A 22,198-nucleotide genomic window follows, 5' to 3' on the forward strand; every position below is an offset into this window, starting at 1 on the left:
AAGGAGGCGCCATTGTGCAGCGATTAATGAAGAATCTCGGCGTGTATTTGATCCTCGTGGTGCTCGTCGTCAGCGTTGTGAACATGTTTCTCACGCCTCAGACGGCGGGGCCGGAAGTGGCAGAGGTTCCTTACAGCCAATTCAAGACCGATCTGGCCGCGGGGCGAATCAAAAACTTCACGATCAACGATATGAAGGCCCAGGGGCGCTACGCCGACGGCAAAGCGTTCGTCAGCAACATCGTCGGCGTCAAGGACGTGGCCGAAGAAGCCGCCGCCCGGGGCGTGGAAGTGAAGATCGCCGAGCCGCCGGAAACGCCGTGGTGGATGACGCTGGCTTCATCCGTGTTCCCCACGCTGCTGCTGATCGGCGTGTGGATCTTCTTTCTGCACAACATGCAGGGCGGCGGCGGAAAGGTCATGAGCTTTGCCAAAAGCAAGGCGAAAATGTTCCTCGACAACCGCCCCAAGGTGACCTTCAACGACGTGGCCGGCTGCGACGAGGCCAAGGAAGAACTCAGGGAAGTGGTGGAGTTTCTCAAGTCCCCCGACCGCTTCACCAAGCTGGGAGCCAAAGTTCCCAAGGGAGTGCTGCTTCTCGGCTCGCCCGGGACCGGCAAGACTCTGCTGGCCCGAGCCTGCGCCGGCGAAGCCGACGTGCCGTTTTTCAGCACCAGCGGCTCCGACTTCGTGGAGATGTTCGTCGGCGTCGGCGCTTCGCGCGTGCGCGACCTGTTCGAGCAGGCCCGCAAGTATCAGCCCTGCCTCGTCTTCATCGACGAGATCGACGCCGTCGGCCGCCAGAGAGGCACCGGTCTCGGCGGCGGACACGACGAGCGCGAGCAGACGCTGAATCAGCTGCTCGTCGAGATGGACGGTTTCGACGAGAAGACCGGCATCATCCTGATCGCGGCCACAAACCGTGCCGACGTGCTCGATCCGGCGCTGCTGCGCCCGGGACGTTTCGACCGTCACGTGGTCGTGGATACGCCCGACGTGAAAGGGCGCGAGGCGATTCTGAAAGTCCACGCCAAGGACAAGAAATTCGCGTCCGACGTTGATTTCGAGGTGCTGGCCAAACGCACGCCCGGCTTCGTCGGCGCCGATCTGGCCAACGTCATCAACGAGGCGGCGCTGCTGGCCGCCCGCAACGGCAAAACGGAGATCGGCATGGCCGAGCTGGAAGAGGGCATCGACCGCTCCATCGCCGGCCCCGAACGCAAGAGCCGCCTGATCGGCCCCCGCGAGAAGAAGATCATCGCCTACCACGAGACGGGGCACGCGATGGTGGCGAAACTGATCCCCGGCTGCGATCCCGTGCACAAGATCTCGATTATCCCCCGCGGCAGCGCGGCGCTGGGCTACACGCTGCAGCTGCCGGCGGAAGACCGCTTTTTGGCCTCGAAGAACGAGCTGACCAGCAACATCTGCGTGCTGCTCGGCGGGCGCGTCACCGAAGAACTGGTCTTCGGCGACATCACCACCGGTGCCAGCAACGACCTGGAACGCGCCACGCAGGTGGCCCGCAGCATGGTCACGCAGTACGGCATGAGCTCGCTGGGCCCCGTCGTGCTGGGACGCCAGCGCCACGAGGTGTTCCTCGGCCGCGATCTGGGCGAGGACCGCAACTACAGCGACCAGATCGCCTTCGCCATCGACGAGGAAGTCCGCAAGATCGTGGAGGAGTGTTACGTCCGCGTCAAGAATTTGCTGTCGGAGAACAGGGAGAAAGTCGATCTCGTCGCCGAAACGCTGCTCGATCGCGAAGTGATGGACGGTCACGACCTGGCGGTGCTGCTTGGCGAAGAAGAGCCCGTGCCCGAAAAGCCCGAGGAAAAAGTCGCGTCCGAAGGTGCCGATGTCCCCGCGCCGGAAGGACCGGCTCCGGCGGGAGAGAAAGCGACAGACGGCTTTATTCCGCGGGCTCCCGTCGTTTCCAACGAAATGACCCCGATGGAATGCAAAGAATCGTCCTCTGCAAAAGGCGAATAAACTGGTACAATATAAGGACGGAGTGGATTTTTCACTCCGTCCTTTTCTTTTTCGCTTTGTTTTCGTCATTCGCTTTTGTCTCATGGAGGTCCGATCATGGAGACTGAAAAATTTAAACTGCACGCGCCTTGGCCGCCCTCGGGCGATCAGCCGCAGGCCATCGAGTCGCTGCTCGAAGGGTTGAACCACGGCGAGAAGTGCTCGACGCTGTTGGGCGTAACGGGCAGCGGCAAGACGTTTACCGTCGCCAACGTCGTGGCGAAGTACAACCGCCCCACGCTGGTGCTGGCGCACAACAAAACCCTCGCGGCGCAGCTGTTCAGCGAATTCAAGCGCTTTTTTCCGGAGAACGCCGTGCACTATTACGTGAGCTATTACGATTACTACCAGCCCGAAGCCTATATCCCCAGCTCGGACACGTTCATCGAAAAAGACGCTTCCATCAACACCCAGATTGAGCGCATGCGGCTTGCCACCACAAAATCGCTGATCGAACGACGCGACGTAATCGTGGTGGCGTCGGTTTCCTGCATCTACGGCATGGGCAAGCGCGAGAACTACGAAGACGCGATCGTCAATTTTTCCGTGGGCGAGCGCTGGAACCGCCGCAGCTTTCAGGAAGCGCTGATGAAAGCCTATTACGAGCGCAACGACTTCGACCTGCAGCCCGGCAAGTACCGCGTGCGCGGCGACGTGCTGGAGCTGTATCCCGTGTACAGCGACGCCACGCTGCGCTTTTCCTTCTTCGACGACGAGCTGGAATCCATCGAAGAAGTCGATCCCGTCAGCGGGCATTCCATCGCGCGCAAACAGCACGTCTCGGTCTTCCCGGCGCAGCATTACGTCACCAGCGACGGCGCGATCGCCGAATCGATGGACAAGATCAAACGCGAGCTGGAGTTGCAGGTCGGCCGCTTCAAGTCCGAGGGCAAATACCTCGAAGCCGAGCGACTCGGCAGCCGCACCCGCTACGACATGGAAATGCTGGCCGAAGCGGGGTACTGTTCCGGCATCGAAAACTATTCGCGCTATCTCGACGGCCGCGCCGAGGGCGAACAGCCCGGCACGCTGATCGATTTTTTCCCCCCCGACTTCCTCATGATCGTGGACGAATCGCACATCACCCTGCCGCAGGTGCGCGGCATGTTCAACGGCGACCGCGCGCGCAAGGAAGTTCTGGTGGAGCACGGTTTCCGCCTGCCGTCGTGCCTCGACAACCGCCCCCTCAAGTGGCACGAGTTCGAGCATTACATGCAGCGTGTCGTCTGCTGCTCGGCCACGCCCGGCGACTGGGAACTGGCGCACTCCAAGCGCGTCGTCGAGCAGCTGATCCGCCCCACCGGCATCGCCGACCCCGAAGTGGAGATCCGCAGAGCGACAGGGCAGATCGACGACCTGCTGGCCGAGATCCAGAAAGTCCGGGGCGCGGGCGGCCGCTGCCTCGTCACCACGCTCACCAAAAAAGGCGCCGAAGAGCTGGCCGGATACATGAGTACGCTGCGCATCAAGTCCGAATATATCCATTCCGAGCTGAACGCCTTCGAGCGCGCGGAAGAGATCAACCGGCTCCGCAGCGGCGATATCGAGGTGCTGATCGGCGTCAACCTGCTGCGCGAGGGCATCGACATGCCCGAGGTGACGCTCGTGGCGATCCTCGATGCCGACCGCGAAGGTTTCCTGCGCTCCTACCGCTCGCTCGTGCAGGTGATGGGGCGCGCGGCGCGCAACGTCGATTCGCGCGTGATCCTTTATGCCGACGAAGTGACCGACAGCATCCGCGAGGCGGTCGGCGAGTCGAAGCGCCGCCGTGAGGCGCAGCTGAAATACAACGAAGAGCATCATATCGTGCCGCAGACGATCCACAAGTCCATCGAGCGCATGCTGCCCGAGGTGGAGTTCGAAGCCGCGCCCGAAGCGAAAAACAAACGGGCGCAGCAGCATATCGAGCACATGGACAACGAGGCTCTCGAAAAACTCATGTGGGAGGCAGTGGAAAAGCTTCAGTTCGAAAAGGCGGCCCGGATCCGCGACATGATCCAGGCCATGGAAGAAGGCCGAACTCCCCAAGGCGGGTTCGGCGACGAAGAAGGAGGAACCGGTCTCCGTGCCGCGTCAGGAAATCGTTATAAGAAACGCAAGAGAGCATAACCTCAAGGGCGTCTCTCTGGAGATTCCCAAGAACAAACTGGTCGTCATCACCGGCCCTTCGGGGTCGGGCAAGAGCTCGCTGGCGTTCGACACGCTCTACGCCGAAGGCCAGCGCCGCTATGTGGAGTCGCTGTCGTCCTATGCGCGCCAATTCCTCGGCGTGCAGAAAAAGCCCGACGTGGACGACATCGAAGGATTGTCGCCCGCGATTTCCATCGAACAGAAGGGGACCTCCCACAATCCGCGTTCCACCGTCGGCACCGTCACCGAGATCTACGACTACCTGCGCCTGCTCTTCGCCCGCGCTGGCACGCCGTACTGCCCCCGGTGCGGCAAGCCCGTCCACAAGTATTCCGTGGACGAGATCGTCGACCGCATCTACCGCCAGCACGGCGGCGCCCGGCTCGAAGTGCTCGCTCCGGCCGTGCGCGCCAAGAAAGGCGAGTTCAAGAACGTCTTCGCGGCGCTGCGCAAGAAAGGTTTCATGCGCGTGCGCGTCGACGGCGAAGTTCTCTGGCTCGAGGAAGAGATTCCGCTGGACAAAAACAAAAAACACAGCGTCGAAGTGGTCGTCGACCGCATGTCGGTCCAGCCCGACCGCAAAGGCCGCATGGCCGAAGCCGTGCAGACGGCTCTGCAACTCGGCGAGGGCTTTGTGATCATCGCCGCGGACGGATCGGAAGACATGCTGACGGAACGCTTCGTCTGCCCCGACTGCGATATTTCGCTGCCCGACATCCAGCCGGCGCTGTTCTCCTTCAACAACCCGATGGGGGCATGCCCCGACTGCTCGGGACTGGGCAGCCACAGCCATTTTTCCGAAGAACTGGCGGTCAATCCCGACCTGTCCGTGCGCGGCGGGGCGCTGCTGCCGTTCCGCGGCAGGCAGTACATGATGTACCGTCTTGAAGAGCTGGCGAAAAAAGTGAAGCTGGATCTGGACGTTCCCTACAAAAAACTTGCGCAGGAACAGAAACAGATCCTGCTGTACGGTTCCGACGTGCGCATGCCCCTGCAGTTCGAGCGCGGCGGCGAGGTGTCGGAGTATCAGGGGCGCTATGAAGGGCTGCTGCCGTGGCTGCAGCGCTATTACGACAGTACCGAGTCGGAATCGACGGCCGAAGAGCTGGAACGCTACCGCAGCGAAGACGAGTGCCAGACCTGCCACGGCACGCGCCTTCGTCCCGAGGCGCTGTCGGTGCGCTTCTGGGGGAAAAACATCGACGAACTGACCTCGCTGCCGGTGAGCGATTTTTACGAAATCGTCAAACAGCACAAAGACGATCCCGGGCAGAACGAAATCGTCAGCCAGGTCATCGTCGAGCTGGAAAAGCGCCTCAGCTTCCTTGTGGAAGTCGGCGTCGGCTACCTGACGCTGAAACGCCGCGCCGACACGCTGAGCGGCGGCGAGAGCCAGCGCATCCGGCTGGCGACGCAGATCGGCTCGAAGCTGTCGGGCATCATGTATGTGCTCGACGAGCCGACCATCGGCCTGCACAGCCGCGACACGGGAAAGCTGATCGGCGCGCTGAAATCGGTGCGCGACATGGACAACACCGTGATCGTGGTGGAACATGACCGCGACACGATGCTGGCCGCAGATTACATCGTCGAGATCGGCCCCGGCGCGGGCAGCTACGGCGGCGAAGTGGTCCAGCGCGGCGCGGCGGACGAGTTCCGCAAGACGAATTCGCTCACCGGCCCCTATCTGCGCGGCGACCGGTGCGGCATGGTGCGTTCGGAACGACTGGCGCTTCCCAAAGAACGCCTGACGATCACCGGGGCGGCCGAACATAACTTGAAAGGCGTCGACATTTCCATCCCGCTGAATTCGCTGGTCTGCCTGACCGGTGTCTCCGGTTCGGGCAAAAGCTCGCTGATGTACGACGTGCTGTACCGCGGCCTGCGCCGCAAGCTGGACGCCGATTACCGCGATCGTCCGGGGCGGCACAAGGACATTCTCGGCTGGGAACAGCTGAAAAACGTGGCCATGGTCGATCAAAGCCCGATCGGCCGCACGCCGCGCTCCAACCCGGCCACCTATACCGGCGTCTTCTCGGCGATCCGCGAGCTGTATTCGCAGCTGCCCGAGGCGAAATTGCGCGGCTACGCCAGCGGGCGCTTCAGCTTCAACGTCAAGGGCGGGCGCTGCGAGGCCTGCGGCGGCGCGGGGGAGCGGCGCGTTTCCATGCTCTTCATGCCCGACGTGTACGTGGAGTGCGACGTCTGTCACGGCACGCGCTACAACCGCGAGACGCTGGAAGTGAAGTTCAAGGGGCACAGCATCGCCGACGTGCTCAACCTGTCGGTCGACGAAGCCATGGAACTTTTCAAGGATCTGCCCAAGATCGCGCGCAAGCTCGAGTTCCTCCAGCGCGCTGGGCTCGGCTATATCCATCTGGGCCAGTCGGCGCTGACGCTGAGCGGCGGCGAAGCCCAGCGCGTCAAACTCGCCAAGGAGCTCAGCAAGCGCTTCGGAGGCAGCACGCTCTACCTGCTCGACGAGCCTTCGACCGGGCTTTTCTATCCCGACGTGGCCCGCCTGCTGCGCATCCTTCACGCTCTGGTCGATCAGGGCAACTCGGTGCTGCTCATCGAACACAACATGGACATCATCTGTTCCAGCGATTACGTGATCGACCTCGGCCCCGAAGGCGGCAGCGCCGGCGGGCGGGTCGTCGACTGCGGCGCGCCGCGGGAGCTGGCCGAGCGCGGCAAGGGCTACACGGCAGAGGCGATCCGGGAATATCTCCATGATTTTGAAAAGAACGGGGAGGTGAAGAGCAATGGAGCGGCCCGGCGAAAAAAATAATCGCGGCAGGAGAGATGGCCGCGGCGACTTTGAGCGTTCAGCGCGTCCCCGCGGCAAAAAGGACTTCGCGCCCCGTCAGGCGCGGGAGAGTTCCGGCGGCCGTCCGTTTCCCGAGCGCCGGCCCCGGCCGAAGCGCGCCGCGCCGGCGGCGTCCGACGATCTCTGCTGGGGGCGCAATCCTGTGCTGACGCTGCTGGAGAATCGGCCCGAGCTGTGCCGCAAAGTCTTTTTGCTGGCGGGCGCGCCGGACAAGTTCCGTGACACGGTGGCGCGCCTCTGCGCCGACAGCCGTATCCCGCTGGACTGTGTCGGGCGGGAAGAATTGGAACGGCTGACCGGCGGCGCGGTCCATCAGGGCGCGGTCGCCTGCGTGGCGCCGATCCCGCCGGCCGATCTCGACGGCGTCGTCGACGCGCTGGATCCTCAGGCGCCGGCGCTGGTCGTGCTGCTCGACCACTGCCAGGATCCCCACAACCTCGGCGCGGTGATCCGTACGGCCGAAGTGGCCGGGGCCGCCTGTGTCGTCTGCCAGAACGACCGCTCGGCGACCGTCAACGGCACGGTCGTCAAGACCAGCGCCGGCGCGGCGTTCCGCCTGCCCGTGGCGCAGGTGGTCAACGTCGGCCGCGCCATGGAGCGGCTGAAGCAAAAAGGTTTTTGGATCGTGGGCTTGGATCACCGCGCCGACGAAACCGTGTGGAGCGGCGCGCTGCCGGAACGGCTCGCGCTCGTCGTCGGTTCCGAAGGCGAAGGCATTTCGGCGCTGACGGCGAAAAACTGCGACAAGCTCGTCAAGTTTCCCATGGCGGGACGGACGGGCAATCTCAACGCCAGCGTCGCGGCGGCACTGGGCATGTTCGAGTGGGTGCGTCTGTATGGCTGCGGCGCGAAAGCGTCTGAATAAAATTCGTTGGGAGGTGTGTGTCATGAACGTGGAAGAACTTCGCCCGATCATTGTCGGCGGCGGCAATCTGGGCGGTGCGGTGGCGCGCGGGCTGTTCCGCGCCGGCGTCAGCCCCGTGGTAGTGCAGCATCGGGGCACGAAATTCGATGCGCTTGTCGGCGACGGCATCGAAACGGTCGCTGTTCTGGCCGAGGCCGTGCCGCTGGGGCGCGGGCCCGTGTTCGTCGCGCTGAAACCGTGGCTGATCGAAAGCTACTGCGCGGAAAACGCGGCTTTGCTGGCCGGGCGCGCGCTGGTTTCCTGCGCGGCGCTGGTCGGCCTTGAAGTGTTGGAAAAATCGGTCCCGAGCGCCCGCTGGGGGCGCGTGATGCCGAATATCGCTTCGGCCGTGGGGGCCGGATTTACCGGCATCGTTCGCGGCGGCTGGACCGAGACAGAATTTGAGGAAGTGCGCGGGCTCTGCGAGCTCTTCGGCGACGCAGTGGAGGTGTCCGAAAAGGATCTGGACGGCGTCGTCTGCCTTTCCGGCTCGGCGCTCGCCTACGTGCTGGAACTGCTGGAAGGCTTTATCCAGGGCGGCCTGGCCGTGGGCATGAAAAGCGATCTGTCGCTGCGCGCCGGCGCGGCGACGCTGATCGGCGCCGCCGAACTGGCGCGGCAGAAGAACGTTCATCCCGCCGCGCTCAAGGACGCTGTTTGCACTCCCGGCGGCACGACCATCGCCGGACTGCGCGCCCTTCAGCGCGCGGGATTCAAAAGCGCTTTCGTCGAGGCGCTCGCGGCCACGGCCGAAAAAGCCAGGGGAGGCGCCGCCGCGTTCGAGAAATCGCGCCGATAAAACCGCCGGAGGCGCGGAGAACGTCGCATGTTCTCCGCGCCTCCGGCGTTGTTTTGCGAAGTGTGTCTGTGCGTTGCGTGCTAGCGTTTGTCGTAACTTTCGCAGAGATGCTTGAACTCTCCGTAGCCTTCTTCGTCCAGCTTGTCGTAGGGGATGAAGCGCAGCGCCGCGCTGTTGATGCAGTAGCGCAGCCCGCCTTTGTCCTTCGGCCCGTCGCCGAAAACGTGCCCCAGATGGCTGTCGCCGGCTTGGCTGCGTACCTCGGTCCGGCTCATGCCGTGGCTGCCGTCGTGACGTTCGACGACGGCGGCCGGCTTGATCGGCTTTGAAAAGCTGGGCCAGCCGCAGCCGGAATCGAACTTCGCTTCCGAGGAAAAAAGCGGTTCGCCGGTGACGACGTCGACGTACAGCCCCGGTTTGCGGTTGTCGAAATATTCGTTGTCGAACGGGCGTTCCGTGGCGGCTTCCTGCGTCACGGCGTACTGGGCCGGCGTCAGTTTTTTTCTGAGCTCGGCGGCGGACGGTTTGGCGTATTTTCTTTCGGGCGCGGGCGGCGTTTTCGCTTTCAGCCCGTCGAGCGCGCTGAAGTCGACGTGGCAGTAACCGCCCGGGTTCTTCTTCAGATAGTCCTGATGGTACTCCTCGGCCGCGAAGAAGTTTTCCAGCGGCAGCAGTTCCGTGACGATTTTCTGTTTATACTTTTTCTGCTCGGCGGCGAAGATCCGCTCGAGAGGTTTGCGCTCGGCCGCGTCGGCGTAGTACACGCCCGTGCGGTACTGCCGGCCGGCGTCGTTTCCCTGCCTGTCCCGAACGGTCGGGTCGATGATGTGGAAAAACTGTTCCGTCAGCGTTTCCAGACTGACGAGCCGCGGGTCGTAACTGACGCGCACGGTCTCGGCATGCCCGGTGAGCCCCGAGCAGACTTCACGGTACGTCGGATTTTCCGTGTGGCCGTTGGCGTATCCGGACACGGCGTCGCGCACGCCGGGGATGCGCGAAAAATATTCTTCAACGCCCCAAAAACAGCCGCCCGCAAAATATATTTCTTTCAGATTTTTCATGTCCTCTCCTTCGTTTTTTGTCACAAGGTTTTCCGACCGGACGCTGCTTGTCCGGGGCAAGAGCATGGCCGAAAACAGCGTTGCCAGCACTACGAGAATCGTTCTTTTCATAAGTTCCTCCCATCCGATGTCAGCGCGTTCGCCTCTTGCTTTATGCGGGCGCCGATCTTTGTGTTGAGACTATTATACTTTAATGTCCCGAGAATGTCCGAGCCCGCAGGTGACGCACTTTTCAGGGTTGACAGAAGCGGGCGGAGAGAGTAGAATTCCTCATGTTCGGCGTTATCGGGTGATTAGCTCAGAGGAAGAGCGCTTCCCTGACACGGAAGAGGTCACAAGTTCGATTCTTGTATCACCCACCATGTGTTCTTCATACGCCCCCGATAAAGGGTGATTAGCTCAGAGGAAGAGCGCTTCCCTGACACGGAAGAGGTCACAAGTTCGATTCTTGTATCACCCACCATGGCCTCGAGAGCATCTTTTCAAGGTGCTCTTTTTTTGTAGAGAAAAATATAGATTGAATTTCTGTCTTGATGATTCTAATACAGTTCCAAATTAATTTTTTTTAAGTTGAAACTGTTGTAAAATAGTGCGGAGCGGTATAGTATAAGGCGGTGAAAACATGATTGCCGGTGTCGGAATGGATCTGTGCGGTGTGGAGCGTATGCGGAAGGCCTGCGAGAGCGAAGCTTTTTGTCGAAGAGTTTTTACCGAAGCGGAATTGTCTTACGCGGCGGGAAAAAAATCGCGCGCCTGTCATCTTGCCGCGGCGTACGCGGCGAAGGAGGCCTTTGCCAAAGCGACGGGTTTGGGATTGGCGAAGCTGGGGCTCCGCAGCGTGAGCGTGCGTCACGACGCGGCCGGCCGCCCCATCCTCGTCCTCGATCCGCAGGCGCCGGCGCTGGAGCCGTATCGCCGGGCGCGTTTTCATCTTTCGCTCAGCCATGACGGCGGCATCGCCGCCGCCGTGGTGATCTACGAGACGGAAGGAGTCTGATGGCCGTGATCCCGTGGTACGCGAACGAAAAAGTGAGAGCCCTTGACGCGCGGCTGATCGAATCCGGCGTGTCGGGCCTGGAACTGATGGAGCGCGTCGGCCGCGGCATTGTCGATTTTATCCTGAAACAGCCGCTCGCTCGTTCGGCGTTGATTTTGGCGGGCGCCGGGAGTAACGGCGGCGACGGCTTCGTGATCGCCCGGCTTTTGATGGAACGCGGCTGGAAAGTGACGGTGCTCCTCAGCCACGCGGCTTCCCGTTCCCAAGGCGACGCCGCCGTCAATCTGACGAGGCTCGGGGAGATGCCGGTGCCGGTCGTCGAAAGTCGCGATCGTGACGAAACGGCACTGACGGAGCTGTTGAATTCGCACGATCTTGTCGTCGACGCGCTTTTGGGCACCGGCGCGGCGGGCGCGCCTCGCGGCGAAACCGCTCGCCTGATCGCGGCGGTCAATCGTTGCCGCTTTGGCCGCCATGTGCTGGCGGTGGACGTCCCCAGCGGCGCGGAAGGCGGCGAGGGCGTCGAAGCGCAGTGGACCTGCACGGCCGGCGGCTGGAAGCTGCCGATAGCGACGGGGCACGGCGCGGCGCTGGCGGGGGAGACGGTCCTGATCCCGCTGGACGAGAACGCCGCGCCGCTGCTGGGAGTTCCCGACGCGCTGGAGCTGGAAGAGCGCGACGTGCGAAATTTCCTTCCCCGCCGCCGGATCGACGATCACAAAGGCCGCCGCGGCGGCGTGCTGATCGTCGCCGGCTCGAAGCGCTACCGCGGCGCGGCCCTTCTGGCGGCGCGCGGCGCTCTGCGCGCCGGCGCGGGGCTGGCGGTGCTGGCCTCGGTTCCGGAAGTTCTGGACGTCCTCGCGGCCTCGCTTCCGGAGGCAATCGCCGAACCTCTGGAAGACGCGGCGGCACTTGAACGGATCATGGCGAAATGGCGCTCCCGCTGTTCTGTGTTGCTGATCGGTTCGGGGCTTGATCGCGACAGCCGCGCCCGCGGACTGTGCCGGATCGGCTCGCAGTGGGACGGCCCCTCCCTGTGGGACGGCGACGGCCTGTACTGGCTGGGCGAAGATGACATAAAACCCGTACGGTGCTGTCTGACGCCTCACGAGGGCGAAGCGGCGGCGCTCCTCGGCGGGCGATCGCCCGTGCGGGATCGCTTCGAGGCGGCCGCGGCTTTGGCGCGGCAGTATGGCTCCGTACTTTTGAAAGGGTATCGCTCGCTTGTCGCCGGTCTGGAGCAAACGCCGTGGATCGTGCCGCGCGGGGACCGAACCTTGTCCGTGCCCGGGTCGGGCGACGTGCTGTCGGGGGCCTGCGCGGCCCTGCTGGCCGCGGGGGTTCCCGCGGAAAAGGCGCTGGCGCTGGGGGCATGGTGCCACGGTGTGTCCGGAGAGGCCTTGGGCCGCATGCAAGGGCAGGACGGCATACTGGCTCATGAGGTAGCCGATTGTCTGCCGGCGGTTTTGAAGGAGCTGAACGGAGCGTGCTGACGGTAAAAAAAGAACCGGACGGGCGAAGCTGTTTTTCGCTCGACGGACGTGACGATACGCGGGCGCTGGGGGAAAACATCGCCGCCGTCCTGCGTCCCGGCATGACGCTGTTGATGAAAGGCGAGCTGGGCGCCGGCAAAACCACGCTGGTGCGCGAACTGTGCCGCGCGCTGGGCTGGAAGCGGACCTGCAGTCCGTCTTTCGCGTTGGTCAACGAGTACGCGCGGGCGCGGATCTCCGTCGCACATGCCGACCTGTACCGTCTTGAGCACGTCGACGGCCGGGACCTTGGCTTCGATGAGTATCTTGACGACGGCTGGGTGCTGATTGTCGAGTGGCCCGAGCGCCTTGCCCGCGATGATTTCGAAGACGTCTGGCACTGCGAGATGTCTGCCGCGGGTGAGAAACGCCGCTTCCGCGTCGCCGCTGCAGGCGAAACGGCGCGGAACGCTTTGGCGCAGCTGGAGAAGGCGTGTTCATGAGCGACGTCCTCTTGTCCATAGATTGTTCCAACCGCTGGTCCTGTCTGGGACTGGCCGTCGGCGGAAAGATCGCCGGCGAGCGCAATCTCGACCTCGGCCGCGAACAGGCGGCCCGCCTGCCCCTGCTGGCGGCGGAACTGCTGGCCGGACACGGGCTGAAAATTCAGGACGTGGCGTGCGTCGCGGTGACGGTCGGCCCCGGCTATTTTACCGGCATCCGCATCGGCATGGCCTACGCCGCCGGCCTGGCCTTCGCCCTTGGCGTCAGGATTGTGCCGCTGAGCAGCTTGGAGGCGGTGCTTCGTTCCTGCCCTGGCTGGGATTGCGGCGTGAAGGTGCCGCTGATCGCCGCGTCGCGCGAGCTGGCTTTTTCCAGCGTTTACAGGGACGGTTGCCTTGTGCTGGCCGAAAAAGAGCGCACATACGAGGAACTTTTATCGAAACTGCGGGAGATTTCGCGTGATTTTGAAATGTGGTCGGTGAAAGATGCGCGCTTGTTTGCTTCGTCGCCTCGCGAGGGTGTACAATACATCGCAAACCCGAGCGGCGCGGCGCATGCGGCGCTGGCGTTGGAGCGTCTTCATGCAAGTATAAAGCCGGACGAGCTGAGAGCTCGCTATCTGCGCGAGCCCGGCCTCGGCCGTTCTTTATAGAGTTTGTTTTTTGTTGTAAATGGGGGAAGCTTTTTATTTTTTCTGGAGGTGAAGGTGTTGGCCAAGAAGTTCGATGTATCCATCAACAAAACTTGGTGCAAAGGATGCAGCTTGTGCGTTTCCGTTTGCCCCAAGAAGGTTCTTGCCCTGAACGACAGAGTGAAGTCCGAGGCTGTACATCCGGAAGAGTGCATCGGTTGCAGATCGTGCGAAAATATCTGCCCCGATCTTGCGATCACCGTGCGAGAGGATGGGACGAAATAATGGCTGAGATCAAATTCTGGCAGGGCAACGAGGCCGTCGCGTTCGGCGCGCTGGCGGCGGGATGCAAATTCTACGCGGGGTATCCGATTACCCCCTCGACGGAAGTCATGGAGACGATGGCGGTCGAACTGCCCAAAGTCGGCGGCGTCTTCCAGCAGATGGAAGACGAGCTTGGCGCCTGCGGTTGCGCTATCGGCGCTTCCATTGCCGGCGTCAAGTCGATGACGGCCAGTTCCGGCCCGGGCTTCACGCTGAAACAGGAAAACTTGGGCCTGGCGTATGAAGCCGAAATTCCCTTGGTTGTCGTCGACGTCATGCGCGGCGGCCCTTCCACGGGACTTCCCACGCAGGGCGCCCAGCAGGACGTCATGCAGGCCCGCTGGGGTACGCATGGCGATCACGGCACGATCGCCCTGGCGCCCGCTTCGGTGGAAGAGTGCTATACGTTGACGGTCGAGGCGTTCAACCTGGCGGAGCGTTTTCGCCAGCCCGTTCTTATCATGAGCGACGCCGAGATCGGCCACATGAGGGAAAAGTTCGTCGTGCCCGATCCCGAGAGTCTGAAGGTCGTCGACCGTAAGAGGCCTTCCGTCGATGCGGAGCACTTCGTGCCCTATCAGGCCGATCCCGAAGACGACGTTCCGCCCATGGCCGGCTTTGGCGACGGGTACCGCTGGCATGTGACGGGGCTGACCCATAACGACTGGGGATTCCCCACGACCGATCCCGGCGATATCGACAAGAAGATGCGCCGTTTGATGCGCAAAGTCGACCGTTTCCGCGACGACATCGTCAAATTCGATACCGTCGAAGTGGAAGATGCCGAGATCCTGGTGGTGTCCTACGGCAGCGTTTCCCGTTCCAGCGTCCGCGCCGTGCGCGACGCGCGCGCCCAGGGCGTCAAGGTGGGGCATTTCCGCCCCATCACGCTGTGGCCTTTCGCCGATAAGGAACTGGAGCGCCTGGCCCGCCGCGTCAAGACCATTATCGTGCCCGAACTGAACTGCGGTCAGATGGTTCTTGAAGTCGAGCGCGCCGTTCACGGCAAGGCCCGCGTCGTGCCGCTGAACCGTGTGGACGGCGAGCTCTTCCAGCCCACCGAAATTTTCAACAAGATTGTCGAGGAGGCCAAGTAAGATGCCCAGCAAAGAAGTCTTCGAATGGATGCGCCCTCGCTTTTTCCCTCATATGTGGTGTCCCGGCTGCGGCCACGGAATCATTCTCAACGCGCTCCTGCGGGCCGTCGTCGATCTGAAGCTTGATCCAACCCAGACCGTTTTCGCGTCCGGCATCGGCTGCTCCAGCCGCCTTCCCGGCTACGTCAACGCCTGCACGCTGCACACCACTCACGGTCGTTCGCTGGCCTACGCCACCGGCATCAAGATGGCCAAGCCGCAGCTCACCGTGATCGACGTCATGGGCGACGGCGACTGCAGCGCCATCGGCGGAAACCATTTTATCCACGCCTGCCGCCGCAACATCGACATCACCGCCATCGTCATGAACAACAATATCTACGGCATGACCGGCGGCCAGATGTCGCCGACGACGCCGGTCGGCGCCATCGCCAAGACGGCCCCTTACGGCGTCACCGATCCTTCTTTCGACATCTGCAAGCTGGCGGCCGGCGCCGGCGCCACGTTCGTGGCCCGCACCTGCGTGGCCAATCCGCGCGACGTCGAAAAGACGATCACGCTGGCCGTGAAACATCACGGTTTCTCCGTGGTCGAAGTGGCCGGTTTCTGCCATACCCAGTACGGCCGCTACAACAAACTGAAAACTCCCATCGTCAACATGGAGTACCTTAAGCAGCACCTCGTGTCCGCCAAGAAGGCCGCCGAGATGCCGCCCGAAGAACTCCAGGGCAAGATCGTGACGGGCGTGTTCGTCGACACCGAGCGCGCCGAGTACACCGATCAGTACAAGGCTCTTCTTGAGCGCGTTATGGCTAAGTAGGAGGCGCTTCCATGTCCAAACGTTTCGAAATTTGTCTGGCCGGTTCCGGCGGCCAGGGCGTCATCACCGCGGCCATCATGGCCGGCGAAGCCGCTTCCATTTTCTGCGACGGCCTTTACGCCGTGCAGACGCAGAGCTACGGCCCTGCGGCCCGCGGCGGCTCGGCGAAGGCCGAGGTCGTGATCTCCGACGAACCCATCGATTACCCCAAGCCCATCAATCCCGATCTGATGATCTGTCTGACCGGCGGCGCCGCCGACAAGTACGCCGGCGACGTGAAGCACGGCGGCCGTTTGATCCTCGACAGCTTTGCCGTCGAGGAGGTGCCGGTGGTGGACGCGAACATCTATCAGCTTCCCATCATCCAGACGGCCCGCGACAAGATCGGCCGCGAGATCGTCACCAACATGGTCGCTCTCGGCATGGTCGCCCGCGTGCTTGAGCTCGAGGGCATGATGAAGCCCGAAGCCGTCCGCAAGGCCATGCTCGACCGCGTCCCCAGGGGCACGGAGGAATTGAATTGCAAGGCCTTCGACGAAGGCTACAGCATGTTCAAGGACGCTCCCGCCCATATGCAGTAAGTTCTGGTGCAGAAATAGGAAATCCTCCGCTCTGTTTGGACTGTTCCCCAGTAAATAGACAAAGAAAAAAGCACCTGTCGTAGAGAAGCTTCGAATTACTTGGCTTTGCTCCGAATTTCAAATGGAGTAAGGCCATTTTTCATGTTGATCCGTTCGTAGTTGTAGAACTGTACGTACTCCCAAATGACGTTCTCCAGTTGAGCCGGTGGCAATTTGCACTTGAGATGAGAAATTATTTGCACGAAGTGAGCAATAAATGTAAAGGGACCGCCGGCAAAATTTCCTTACCGGCGGTCCCTTTATTTATTACTTTGGGGAATGGTTTCGAGCTTCAGCGTGGTCGTGAAACCCGAGCTGGGTGAAATACTATGGATGCAGTTTGTTATCATGTAGTCGCCGTTGAGCTGACTCGGCGAGAAGTCCGCGAGGGTGAGGATCGTCCCGGCGAAGAGGTCTTCGCGCCCCATCAGCGTGACCGTGCCTTCGATCTGCCCGCGCTGCAGCTCCGTCAGCTTGTTCCGGGCGGCGGTCCGGGCTTCGGCCGTCGATTGGAAAGTCTTGCGGATCGTGTAGACGGGCGTTCCGCCGCCCGCGGTCACCGTCTGTTCCCGCGCCAGTTCCGCGTCCCACCAGCGGGCCGTGACGGAGCCGTAGCGGCCGCGGTCGGCGAAGGTGAAAGACCCCGACGAGACTTCCGCCGCCGAGAGCGTCGCCGCGCCGCGCAGATCCGCCTCCGGCGCGGAGATGACGAACGTCCGGTCCTTGACGCTGAAGCGCAGCCCCGCTTCGGCGCACAGACGCCGCAGCAGGTGAAGATTGCTCTCGTTGCTCTGCGCGACCGACCGGTAGACGAGCGACACGCCGACGGTTTTGCTGGCGCAGCCCTCTTCCGCCGCGATCCTGGCCGCGATGTCCGACAGCGAGACATCCTCCCACTGCCGGTTGCGTTTTACCTTGCCCGCGCCCTTGCAGAAGTCGGCCGACTTGGCCGTGACCGACATCGAGGCCGGAGCCCCGCCGCCCGCCAGTTTGACCGAGATCTCGTCGACGACGAAACGGTCGAGGAAGCGCAGCCCCGTCTCCTTCCAGCCGATCCACGCCGCCACGGGATCGCCCCGGCAGGGCACCGCGAAAGCCGGCGCGTTGAACAGCGTGAAGGAAACGCTGTCGGCGTCGTCCTTCTCGTGATCGTTGTAAACGAATGAAAGCGCGTTCGCCGAGAGCTTCTCGGTGATGTCCAGCGCCCCCGCTTCCAACCGCAGCGCCGGGTGAGAGCGCGCTACCACAGCGACCGCTCCGGCGGCTCGGCCGCCGCCTCCGGCAGCGAGATCAAAAGCCCCGCGGGCAGCTCATCGTACAGAGCGCCCCCTGGATTGGCCTCGAGCGCCCGCTCGACCACCCGCCCCGCCAGAGTACCGTAGCGCTTCCAGCAGAGCAGATCGAGGCGGTCGCCCTCAGCGGCGCGGATTGTAACCGACGTATCCTGTGCCATAGCGTTCCAGCTCCATCGTAAAGTCCTGCTTGCGCGGCGTGCCGTCGTCGAACAGCAGCGACCGCGTCTCGTTGACGCTCTTGACCACCCACAGCCCCAGATACCGCCCGCGCCCGTCCACCATCGGCAGCGGCGTCATGGCCGACGCCATCAGGCGCAGATGGGCTAGGCTGCCGTCCCCTCGGAAGGTCGGATAGACCGTCCCCGAGAGCGAGACGCGCCGCTCCTCGAGCCCCGTCGCCTGATACCCCGGCGAGTTGGCGAAGCGGGGCGCCGAGGCCCACGGGTAGGAGGCGGAAAGCTGCAGCGTCTGATAGGCCGCCGTGTCGATGGAAAAGATGAAACTACCCAAAGCAAGGATCATCGGCAAAACCTCCGCGCGCGAGGCGCGCCATCTCGTCGCGGATCGCGGCCGTCAGGCGCGAAATGGCGAAATCGTCGGCCGGCGCCTGCGAATGGATCTCGATCCTGAACGTGTTGTGCTGCACGACCGTCCGGCCGCCCGAAGCGGCGCCGCCCCGCGAAACCGGAACCGCCTCCGGCTCGCGCGCCGGCAGCATGCCCAGCTTGACGCCCGCCTGCGTCCACAGGTCGACGCCGCGGGCGCAGTGCTTGGACGAAAGGGGGATCGCCGCTTCCTCGCCGTCCTCGGCAAAGAGCGCCAGATGCGGCGTGTCGAAGATGCCGCCCAGCGCGCGGCCGGGGATTTCAGACACCTCCAGTCCCCAGAGGCTGGGATTGTAAAGGGCGCTTGCGTTCTGCCGTCTGATTTCGGCCTGTTCTTCCCCGCTGCCGAAGATCGTCTCTTTGAAGCTCTTCCACTTATCTCCGATCCAGGCGATCTTTTCATCAACCCAGTCTCCGAACCTGATGAACGGCGCCTTGAACGCTTCGAACAGGTCGTCGAACATCTTCACCGCGCCTTTCCAGGCCGCGCCGACGCCGTCCCAGATACCGCCCAGCCAGCCCGTGAAGGCTTCCCAGTACGGGCGCACCGGTTCCCAGATCTTCAGGAAAAACGCCTTCACGTCGTCCCAGTAGTAGACGACCGCCGCCCCCACCAGCGCGATACCGGCGATCGCCAGCCCCACGGGATGGGCCGCCAGCGCCGCGCCCAGCGATTTGATTCCGGCGACAGCCGCCGGAACCGCGGTTTTCGCGAACGAGAGCGTCGCGGCGCCCGCGCTTTTCAGCGCGCTTCCCAGCGAGAGCAGGGCCCCTTTGGAGAAACTCCACGCCGCCGACGCGGCGCTTTTCATGCCGGCGGCGGCCCAGCCCAGCCCCGACTTGAGAGCCGTCCAGTCGGCGGCCAGACCGCGCCCCAGCGAGGCGACCGAGCCGCGCACGGAAGCCAGCGCGCCGCCCAGCAGCGAGCCGCTGCCGCGGAGCTTCAGCATCTCCAGCGACGTCCGGATCACCGACGGGCGCAGGCGCTGCAGGCCGCCCCAGAGATAGCTGGCGCCGTCCTGAAGCAGCGAAAAGCCGTATTTCCCGGCCAGCCCGCCCAGCTTCAGCCCCACGCAGGCCGTTGCTACCAAGTACCCGCGCTTCAGCCGCCACAAGGTGGACATCTATCGCGCCATCGCCGACGGGCACCGGGTGGACCTCGAAGAGCTGCGGGATCTGTTCGACGCGATGACGTTCGCGCAGGCGTACGAGTGCCGCTTCTTCGCCGACGAGATGTCGCTGCTGTCGCCGGCCGAAGTGCGCGACGCCTTCCGCGACGACGCGCTGGACATGAACACGTCGGCGGAACTCAGCGGCGGCACGGACATCGGGCGCTGGCGCTGTCGGTGATGGACGCCGCGGGACAGCGCCGCGTGCTGGGAAGAAGAAACGTCTCGATGATAGGAGGCTGAGCCGTGAACTGTCCGAAATGCCACGCGCGGCTGACCGTCGCGCATACCGACGACCGCGGCAACGAGGTCGTCCGCGTCCGCACCTGTCCGAACTGCCGGTACATCTGCCGGACGCGGGAGAATTTCCCCGGAGAGAAGAAAAAAGGCGGCGCAGGTGAAAAAAGTCCCGCTGCTGTATAATCTCAGTGTGCTCAAGTCGGAGCGGACGCTCGACGAGCTGGCGGAACTCCTCAAGACGGCGCTGAGCAAATGCTGGAACAGGCAGACGCGGGCGCTGCTGATGGAGCTGCTCTCGGAGGTCCGCGCGCTGGGCGGCCGCGCCGCGGCGACGTCCGGCGACGTGGGACGGATCGAAGCGAAGGCCGCGAAATATCTGGGCGTCGGGCTCGCGGAAGCGGCCCGGCGTCCTGTCGCCGAAGCGATATCGACCTCGTATCGGCACGGCCTGCACGGCGTCGGCGTCGACTTTGCGCTGAAAGCGCCGGATCTGTCGGCCATCGATCTGCTGCGCGAGGACGGGCTGTATTGGCTCGGCGGCGGGTACGACCGTTTCGCCTCGGACGCGATCCGAAAGTCGCTGTGGGCGTATTACGAAACCGGCGCGACACGGCTGCAGCTGGCGGAACATCTGGAAGACAGTCTCTCGCAGCTCGCCGAGCCGAAGATGGAAGGGTATTTCAACCTGCTGGCCGACCACTGGGTGGCGCGCACGAACGAACTCGGGCGGGTGGCGGGATACGAAGAGGCGGGCGTCGAGTACGTGCAGGTCGTGGCGGTTCTGGACGCCCACACGACGCAGATCTGCCGCTCCATGCACGGCCGCGTGATCCCCGTCGGCGCCTTGTCGCGCCAGCGGGATCGGCTTCTTTCCGCGGCCCGGCGGCACGACGCCGACGCCATGAAGGCCGCGCAGCCGATGTTCGGCGATCAGGAAGTCCCCGCGGCGACGAAGACATCGGCGCTGATCGACGCGGGGATCGGGCTGCCGCCCTACCACTTCCGCTGCCGCACGACGACGGTCGCTTATTTTCCGCCCGTCGAGTACCTCGAGAAAGTCTCGCAGTGGGCCATCGACGGCGAAGTCCCCGCTCAAGAGCTGCCGGGGCTGTTGGATCATGCCCGCGAAGCTCGCTGGGGAAGTCACGAAGTCATCTGGGAGAAGCGAGACGGCGGCGACGGGCAGCGCCACGCTACGTCTTTCGTCCATTATATGAAGCACGGGAAGCGGGAGTTTCACGCGACCATGGCGGAGTACAACGAGCGGATCGCCTCGCTGATCCGCCGCGGCGGCCGCGACGCTTATTTGATCATAGAAGATAAAAAAGCCCCCCACCCTCAGATCGTCTTTCACGACACGAAGACGGGAGAACAGGTGATTATTTCTCTGAAAGGTCAGACGATCGCGACGTTCTCGAAGAGAAAGAAATTTAAACCTCGCTCCGAGGCGCAAGTCGTTGTGCCTTTGCCGAAGATGAAAGGAGTGACGAAAAGTTGGATGCCAAAATGGAAGCGCTTCTTGAAGAATATCAGGATAACTTCTATCTTGAAGAACTCTCGCAGGAAGAGTTGATATGCGAACTGCTGTCATACGATATGTTTTGGCTGTCCAGCGAAGACAGCCCCGATTATCTTCGTATCGACGAAGACGTGGATATGCCCGTTCTGGTCTCAGGACTTCTGTTCAACCGCAATGAACTGCCGGCGAGACTCCGCGGCTATCTGGATCTTACGGTGAAGAACTGGGAGGAATACCGAAGACGCAGCGTCTTCTTCGAGCGATTTCTCATGACCCGGGGCGGAAATTTTTCTTGGGATGCATACAGAAAGGAAGCCGAAGAGGCGGTCGGCCGCGCGATACCCAAAAGTCACTGGTGGTTCTGGCCGACGCCCGAAGAGCAGTGCCGGAAAGCATAACCGTGCGGAATGATCCGTTTCATTCACTCTTTTTCATCCGTTCTCCGAAAATGTAAGGGAACTATCGACGGCTGACAGCTCATGAACTCAGTCGTTGAAATGGCATAAGAAATAATCGCTTGTCCACAAAATAGTCTCGCTCTACGTGACCTTTCCACCACCAAAGGGCTCGTTGCAGGAGCCTCTTTTTTCTGACCAACGCCCCGATTTCGCCCCTCGATCAGCCTCAAAAAACGGCTCCAGTTCAGTCCGTTCAAACCAGATATAATCAAGGTTCACAGCATCATTAAAAATCTTTAAATCCCCTTCAAACATCCTCAAATGGTCAAATCGACACGTGGGCAAAATCCGTGAGAAAATGGAAAAAACGGAAGAATCCCTGACATTGATTTGCACGAAATGAGCAATAGCACAAGAGCACCTGAGACCAGCAACGCCAAGATCTCAGATGCTCTTTTTTACGCCCCAAAATCAGCCTCAAAAATACTCACTTTCCGTGAAAATAGCCACCATGTCCGTGAATTTAATGCGGTTCAGGCACTCGCATTTCAGTGTTCCGAAGAAGTTTTCCATCGCTGAATTGTCATATGGGCAGCCTTTACTGGACATCGACGGACGGAAATGATATTCTTCACTCAGGTTGCAATATGCTCCTGACGTGTATTGCGACCCTTGGTCACTGTGGAGGACGAGTCCGTCAGTGGCCTTTTCCTGTTTTAATGCCTGGGTTATGGTGTCAATGACCAGTGTCGA

Annotated in this window: 24 protein-coding genes and 2 tRNA genes; 19 read left to right on the forward strand and 7 right to left on the reverse strand. The window is 62.4% G+C overall.

What is annotated here, in order from left to right; all coding sequences use genetic code 11:
• Positions 1-14: 14 nt before the first annotated feature.
• The 5 genes from ftsH to FYJ74_RS09065 all read left to right on the forward strand — a co-directional run bounded on the left by ftsH (position 15) and on the right by FYJ74_RS09065 (position 8,693).
• Positions 15-1,991, forward strand: a complete 1,977-nt coding sequence (gene ftsH / locus FYJ74_RS09045; protein ID WP_326830917.1) for an ATP-dependent zinc metalloprotease FtsH — start codon at positions 15-17, stop codon at positions 1,989-1,991.
• Between the two features lie 96 nt (positions 1,992-2,087).
• Positions 2,088-4,139, forward strand: a complete 2,052-nt coding sequence (uvrB, locus tag FYJ74_RS09050) for an excinuclease ABC subunit UvrB (protein ID WP_154529253.1) — start codon at positions 2,088-2,090, stop codon at positions 4,137-4,139.
• The gene (gene uvrA, locus FYJ74_RS09055; RefSeq protein WP_326830918.1) at positions 4,096-6,951 is read left to right on the forward strand and encodes an excinuclease ABC subunit UvrA; all 2,856 of its coding nucleotides are present in this window, start codon (positions 4,096-4,098) and stop codon (positions 6,949-6,951) included. Before uvrB ends, uvrA begins: the two co-directional genes overlap by 44 nt.
• Positions 6,926-7,855 (forward strand): 23S rRNA (guanosine(2251)-2'-O)-methyltransferase RlmB, encoded by a 930-nt coding sequence (gene rlmB, locus FYJ74_RS09060; protein ID WP_154529254.1) that lies wholly within the window; start codon positions 6,926-6,928, stop codon positions 7,853-7,855. Before uvrA ends, rlmB begins: the two co-directional genes overlap by 26 nt.
• 22 nt (positions 7,856-7,877) lie before the next feature.
• On the forward strand, positions 7,878-8,693 hold the full coding sequence (locus FYJ74_RS09065) for a pyrroline-5-carboxylate reductase family protein (RefSeq protein ID WP_154529255.1): 816 nt from the start codon (positions 7,878-7,880) through the stop codon (positions 8,691-8,693).
• Positions 8,694-8,773: 80 nt separating this feature from the next.
• On the opposite strand, the gene msrA is transcribed toward FYJ74_RS09065, so the two are convergent.
• The gene (gene msrA, locus FYJ74_RS11960; RefSeq protein ID WP_195838876.1) at positions 8,774-9,865 is read right to left on the reverse strand and encodes a peptide-methionine (S)-S-oxide reductase MsrA; all 1,092 of its coding nucleotides are present in this window, start codon (positions 9,863-9,865) and stop codon (positions 8,774-8,776) included.
• A 176-nt stretch (positions 9,866-10,041) separates the two neighbouring features.
• On the opposite strand from msrA, the gene FYJ74_RS09075 reads away from it, so the two are divergent.
• From FYJ74_RS09075 to FYJ74_RS09120, 10 genes are all read left to right on the forward strand, one after another.
• Positions 10,042-10,116 (forward strand) — tRNA-Val (locus FYJ74_RS09075).
• Between the two features lie 26 nt (positions 10,117-10,142).
• Positions 10,143-10,217 (forward strand) — tRNA-Val (locus FYJ74_RS09080).
• A gap of 159 nt (positions 10,218-10,376) precedes the next feature.
• Positions 10,377-10,751 (forward strand): holo-ACP synthase, encoded by a 375-nt coding sequence (gene acpS, locus FYJ74_RS09085; RefSeq protein WP_154529256.1) that lies wholly within the window; start codon positions 10,377-10,379, stop codon positions 10,749-10,751.
• Positions 10,751-12,244: an NAD(P)H-hydrate dehydratase gene (locus FYJ74_RS09090; protein WP_154529257.1), complete on the forward strand. Its 1,494-nt coding sequence runs from the start codon at positions 10,751-10,753 to the stop codon at positions 12,242-12,244. Before acpS ends, FYJ74_RS09090 begins: the two co-directional genes overlap by 1 nt.
• Complete coding sequence (gene tsaE, locus FYJ74_RS09095) at positions 12,238-12,726, forward strand: tRNA (adenosine(37)-N6)-threonylcarbamoyltransferase complex ATPase subunit type 1 TsaE (RefSeq protein ID WP_320634079.1); 489 nt, start codon at positions 12,238-12,240, stop codon at positions 12,724-12,726. The genes FYJ74_RS09090 and tsaE overlap by 7 nt, the downstream gene beginning before the upstream one ends.
• Positions 12,723-13,379: a tRNA (adenosine(37)-N6)-threonylcarbamoyltransferase complex dimerization subunit type 1 TsaB gene (gene tsaB, locus FYJ74_RS09100; protein ID WP_154529258.1), complete on the forward strand. Its 657-nt coding sequence runs from the start codon at positions 12,723-12,725 to the stop codon at positions 13,377-13,379. Before tsaE ends, tsaB begins: the two co-directional genes overlap by 4 nt.
• A 57-nt stretch (positions 13,380-13,436) precedes the next feature.
• A complete protein-coding gene (locus FYJ74_RS09105) occupies positions 13,437-13,643 on the forward strand; it encodes a 4Fe-4S binding protein (protein ID WP_120371662.1) in 207 nt (68 codons plus the stop codon).
• On the forward strand, positions 13,643-14,779 hold the full coding sequence (locus FYJ74_RS09110; protein WP_154529259.1) for a 2-oxoacid:acceptor oxidoreductase subunit alpha: 1,137 nt from the start codon (positions 13,643-13,645) through the stop codon (positions 14,777-14,779). Before FYJ74_RS09105 ends, FYJ74_RS09110 begins: the two co-directional genes overlap by 1 nt.
• A 1-nt stretch (position 14,780) precedes the next feature.
• Positions 14,781-15,599, forward strand: coding sequence for a 2-oxoacid:ferredoxin oxidoreductase subunit beta (locus tag FYJ74_RS09115; RefSeq protein ID WP_154529260.1), 819 nt, complete (start codon positions 14,781-14,783; stop codon positions 15,597-15,599).
• Between the two features lie 11 nt (positions 15,600-15,610).
• Complete coding sequence (locus FYJ74_RS09120; protein ID WP_078015082.1) at positions 15,611-16,180, forward strand: 2-oxoacid:acceptor oxidoreductase family protein; 570 nt, start codon at positions 15,611-15,613, stop codon at positions 16,178-16,180.
• A 95-nt stretch (positions 16,181-16,275) separates the two neighbouring features.
• Here FYJ74_RS09120 and FYJ74_RS12015 read toward each other — a convergent pair whose 3' ends face one another.
• Genes FYJ74_RS12015 through FYJ74_RS09145 form a run of 5 tightly spaced genes read right to left on the reverse strand, consistent with a single transcriptional unit; the run spans position 16,276 to position 19,243 of the window.
• Positions 16,276-16,422, reverse strand: coding sequence for an IS3 family transposase (locus tag FYJ74_RS12015; protein ID WP_407692121.1), 147 nt, complete (start codon positions 16,420-16,422; stop codon positions 16,276-16,278).
• Between the two features lie 57 nt (positions 16,423-16,479).
• Positions 16,480-17,466 (reverse strand): phage late control D family protein, encoded by a 987-nt coding sequence (locus tag FYJ74_RS09130; protein WP_154529262.1) that lies wholly within the window; start codon positions 17,464-17,466, stop codon positions 16,480-16,482.
• Positions 17,460-17,672, reverse strand: a complete 213-nt coding sequence (locus FYJ74_RS09135; RefSeq protein WP_154529263.1) for a tail protein X — start codon at positions 17,670-17,672, stop codon at positions 17,460-17,462. The genes FYJ74_RS09130 and FYJ74_RS09135 overlap by 7 nt, the downstream gene beginning before the upstream one ends.
• Positions 17,635-18,036, reverse strand: a complete 402-nt coding sequence (locus FYJ74_RS09140) for a phage tail protein (RefSeq protein ID WP_154529264.1) — start codon at positions 18,034-18,036, stop codon at positions 17,635-17,637. Before FYJ74_RS09140 ends, FYJ74_RS09135 begins: the two co-directional genes overlap by 38 nt.
• Positions 18,017-19,243 (reverse strand): phage tail tape measure protein, encoded by a 1,227-nt coding sequence (locus tag FYJ74_RS09145; RefSeq protein ID WP_154529265.1) that lies wholly within the window; start codon positions 19,241-19,243, stop codon positions 18,017-18,019. The genes FYJ74_RS09140 and FYJ74_RS09145 overlap by 20 nt, the downstream gene beginning before the upstream one ends.
• Between FYJ74_RS09145 and FYJ74_RS09150 the strand changes: the two genes are divergently transcribed.
• The 4 genes from FYJ74_RS09150 (at position 19,236) to FYJ74_RS09165 (ending at position 21,445) form a co-directional block, all read left to right on the forward strand.
• Positions 19,236-19,469 (forward strand): hypothetical protein, encoded by a 234-nt coding sequence (locus tag FYJ74_RS09150; protein WP_154529266.1) that lies wholly within the window; start codon positions 19,236-19,238, stop codon positions 19,467-19,469. The two genes, FYJ74_RS09145 and FYJ74_RS09150, sit on opposite strands and share 8 nt — an antisense overlap.
• A gap of 65 nt (positions 19,470-19,534) precedes the next feature.
• Entirely contained in the window at positions 19,535-19,711 is a 177-nt protein-coding gene (locus FYJ74_RS09155) for a TFIIB-type zinc ribbon-containing protein (RefSeq protein WP_154529267.1), read from the forward strand.
• Complete coding sequence (locus FYJ74_RS09160; RefSeq protein ID WP_154529268.1) at positions 19,686-21,101, forward strand: structural protein; 1,416 nt, start codon at positions 19,686-19,688, stop codon at positions 21,099-21,101. Before FYJ74_RS09155 ends, FYJ74_RS09160 begins: the two co-directional genes overlap by 26 nt.
• Positions 21,023-21,445, forward strand: a complete 423-nt coding sequence (locus FYJ74_RS09165) for a hypothetical protein (RefSeq protein ID WP_154529269.1) — start codon at positions 21,023-21,025, stop codon at positions 21,443-21,445. The genes FYJ74_RS09160 and FYJ74_RS09165 overlap by 79 nt, the downstream gene beginning before the upstream one ends.
• A gap of 477 nt (positions 21,446-21,922) precedes the next feature.
• On the opposite strand, the gene FYJ74_RS09170 is transcribed toward FYJ74_RS09165, so the two are convergent.
• Positions 21,923-22,198 (reverse strand): DDE-type integrase/transposase/recombinase (locus FYJ74_RS09170; protein ID WP_154529270.1); only part of this gene is annotated, 276 nt, incomplete at its 5' end.

The sequence above is a fragment of the Pyramidobacter porci genome (assembly GCF_009695745.1).
GTDB lineage: Bacteria > Synergistota > Synergistia > Synergistales > Dethiosulfovibrionaceae > Pyramidobacter > Pyramidobacter porci.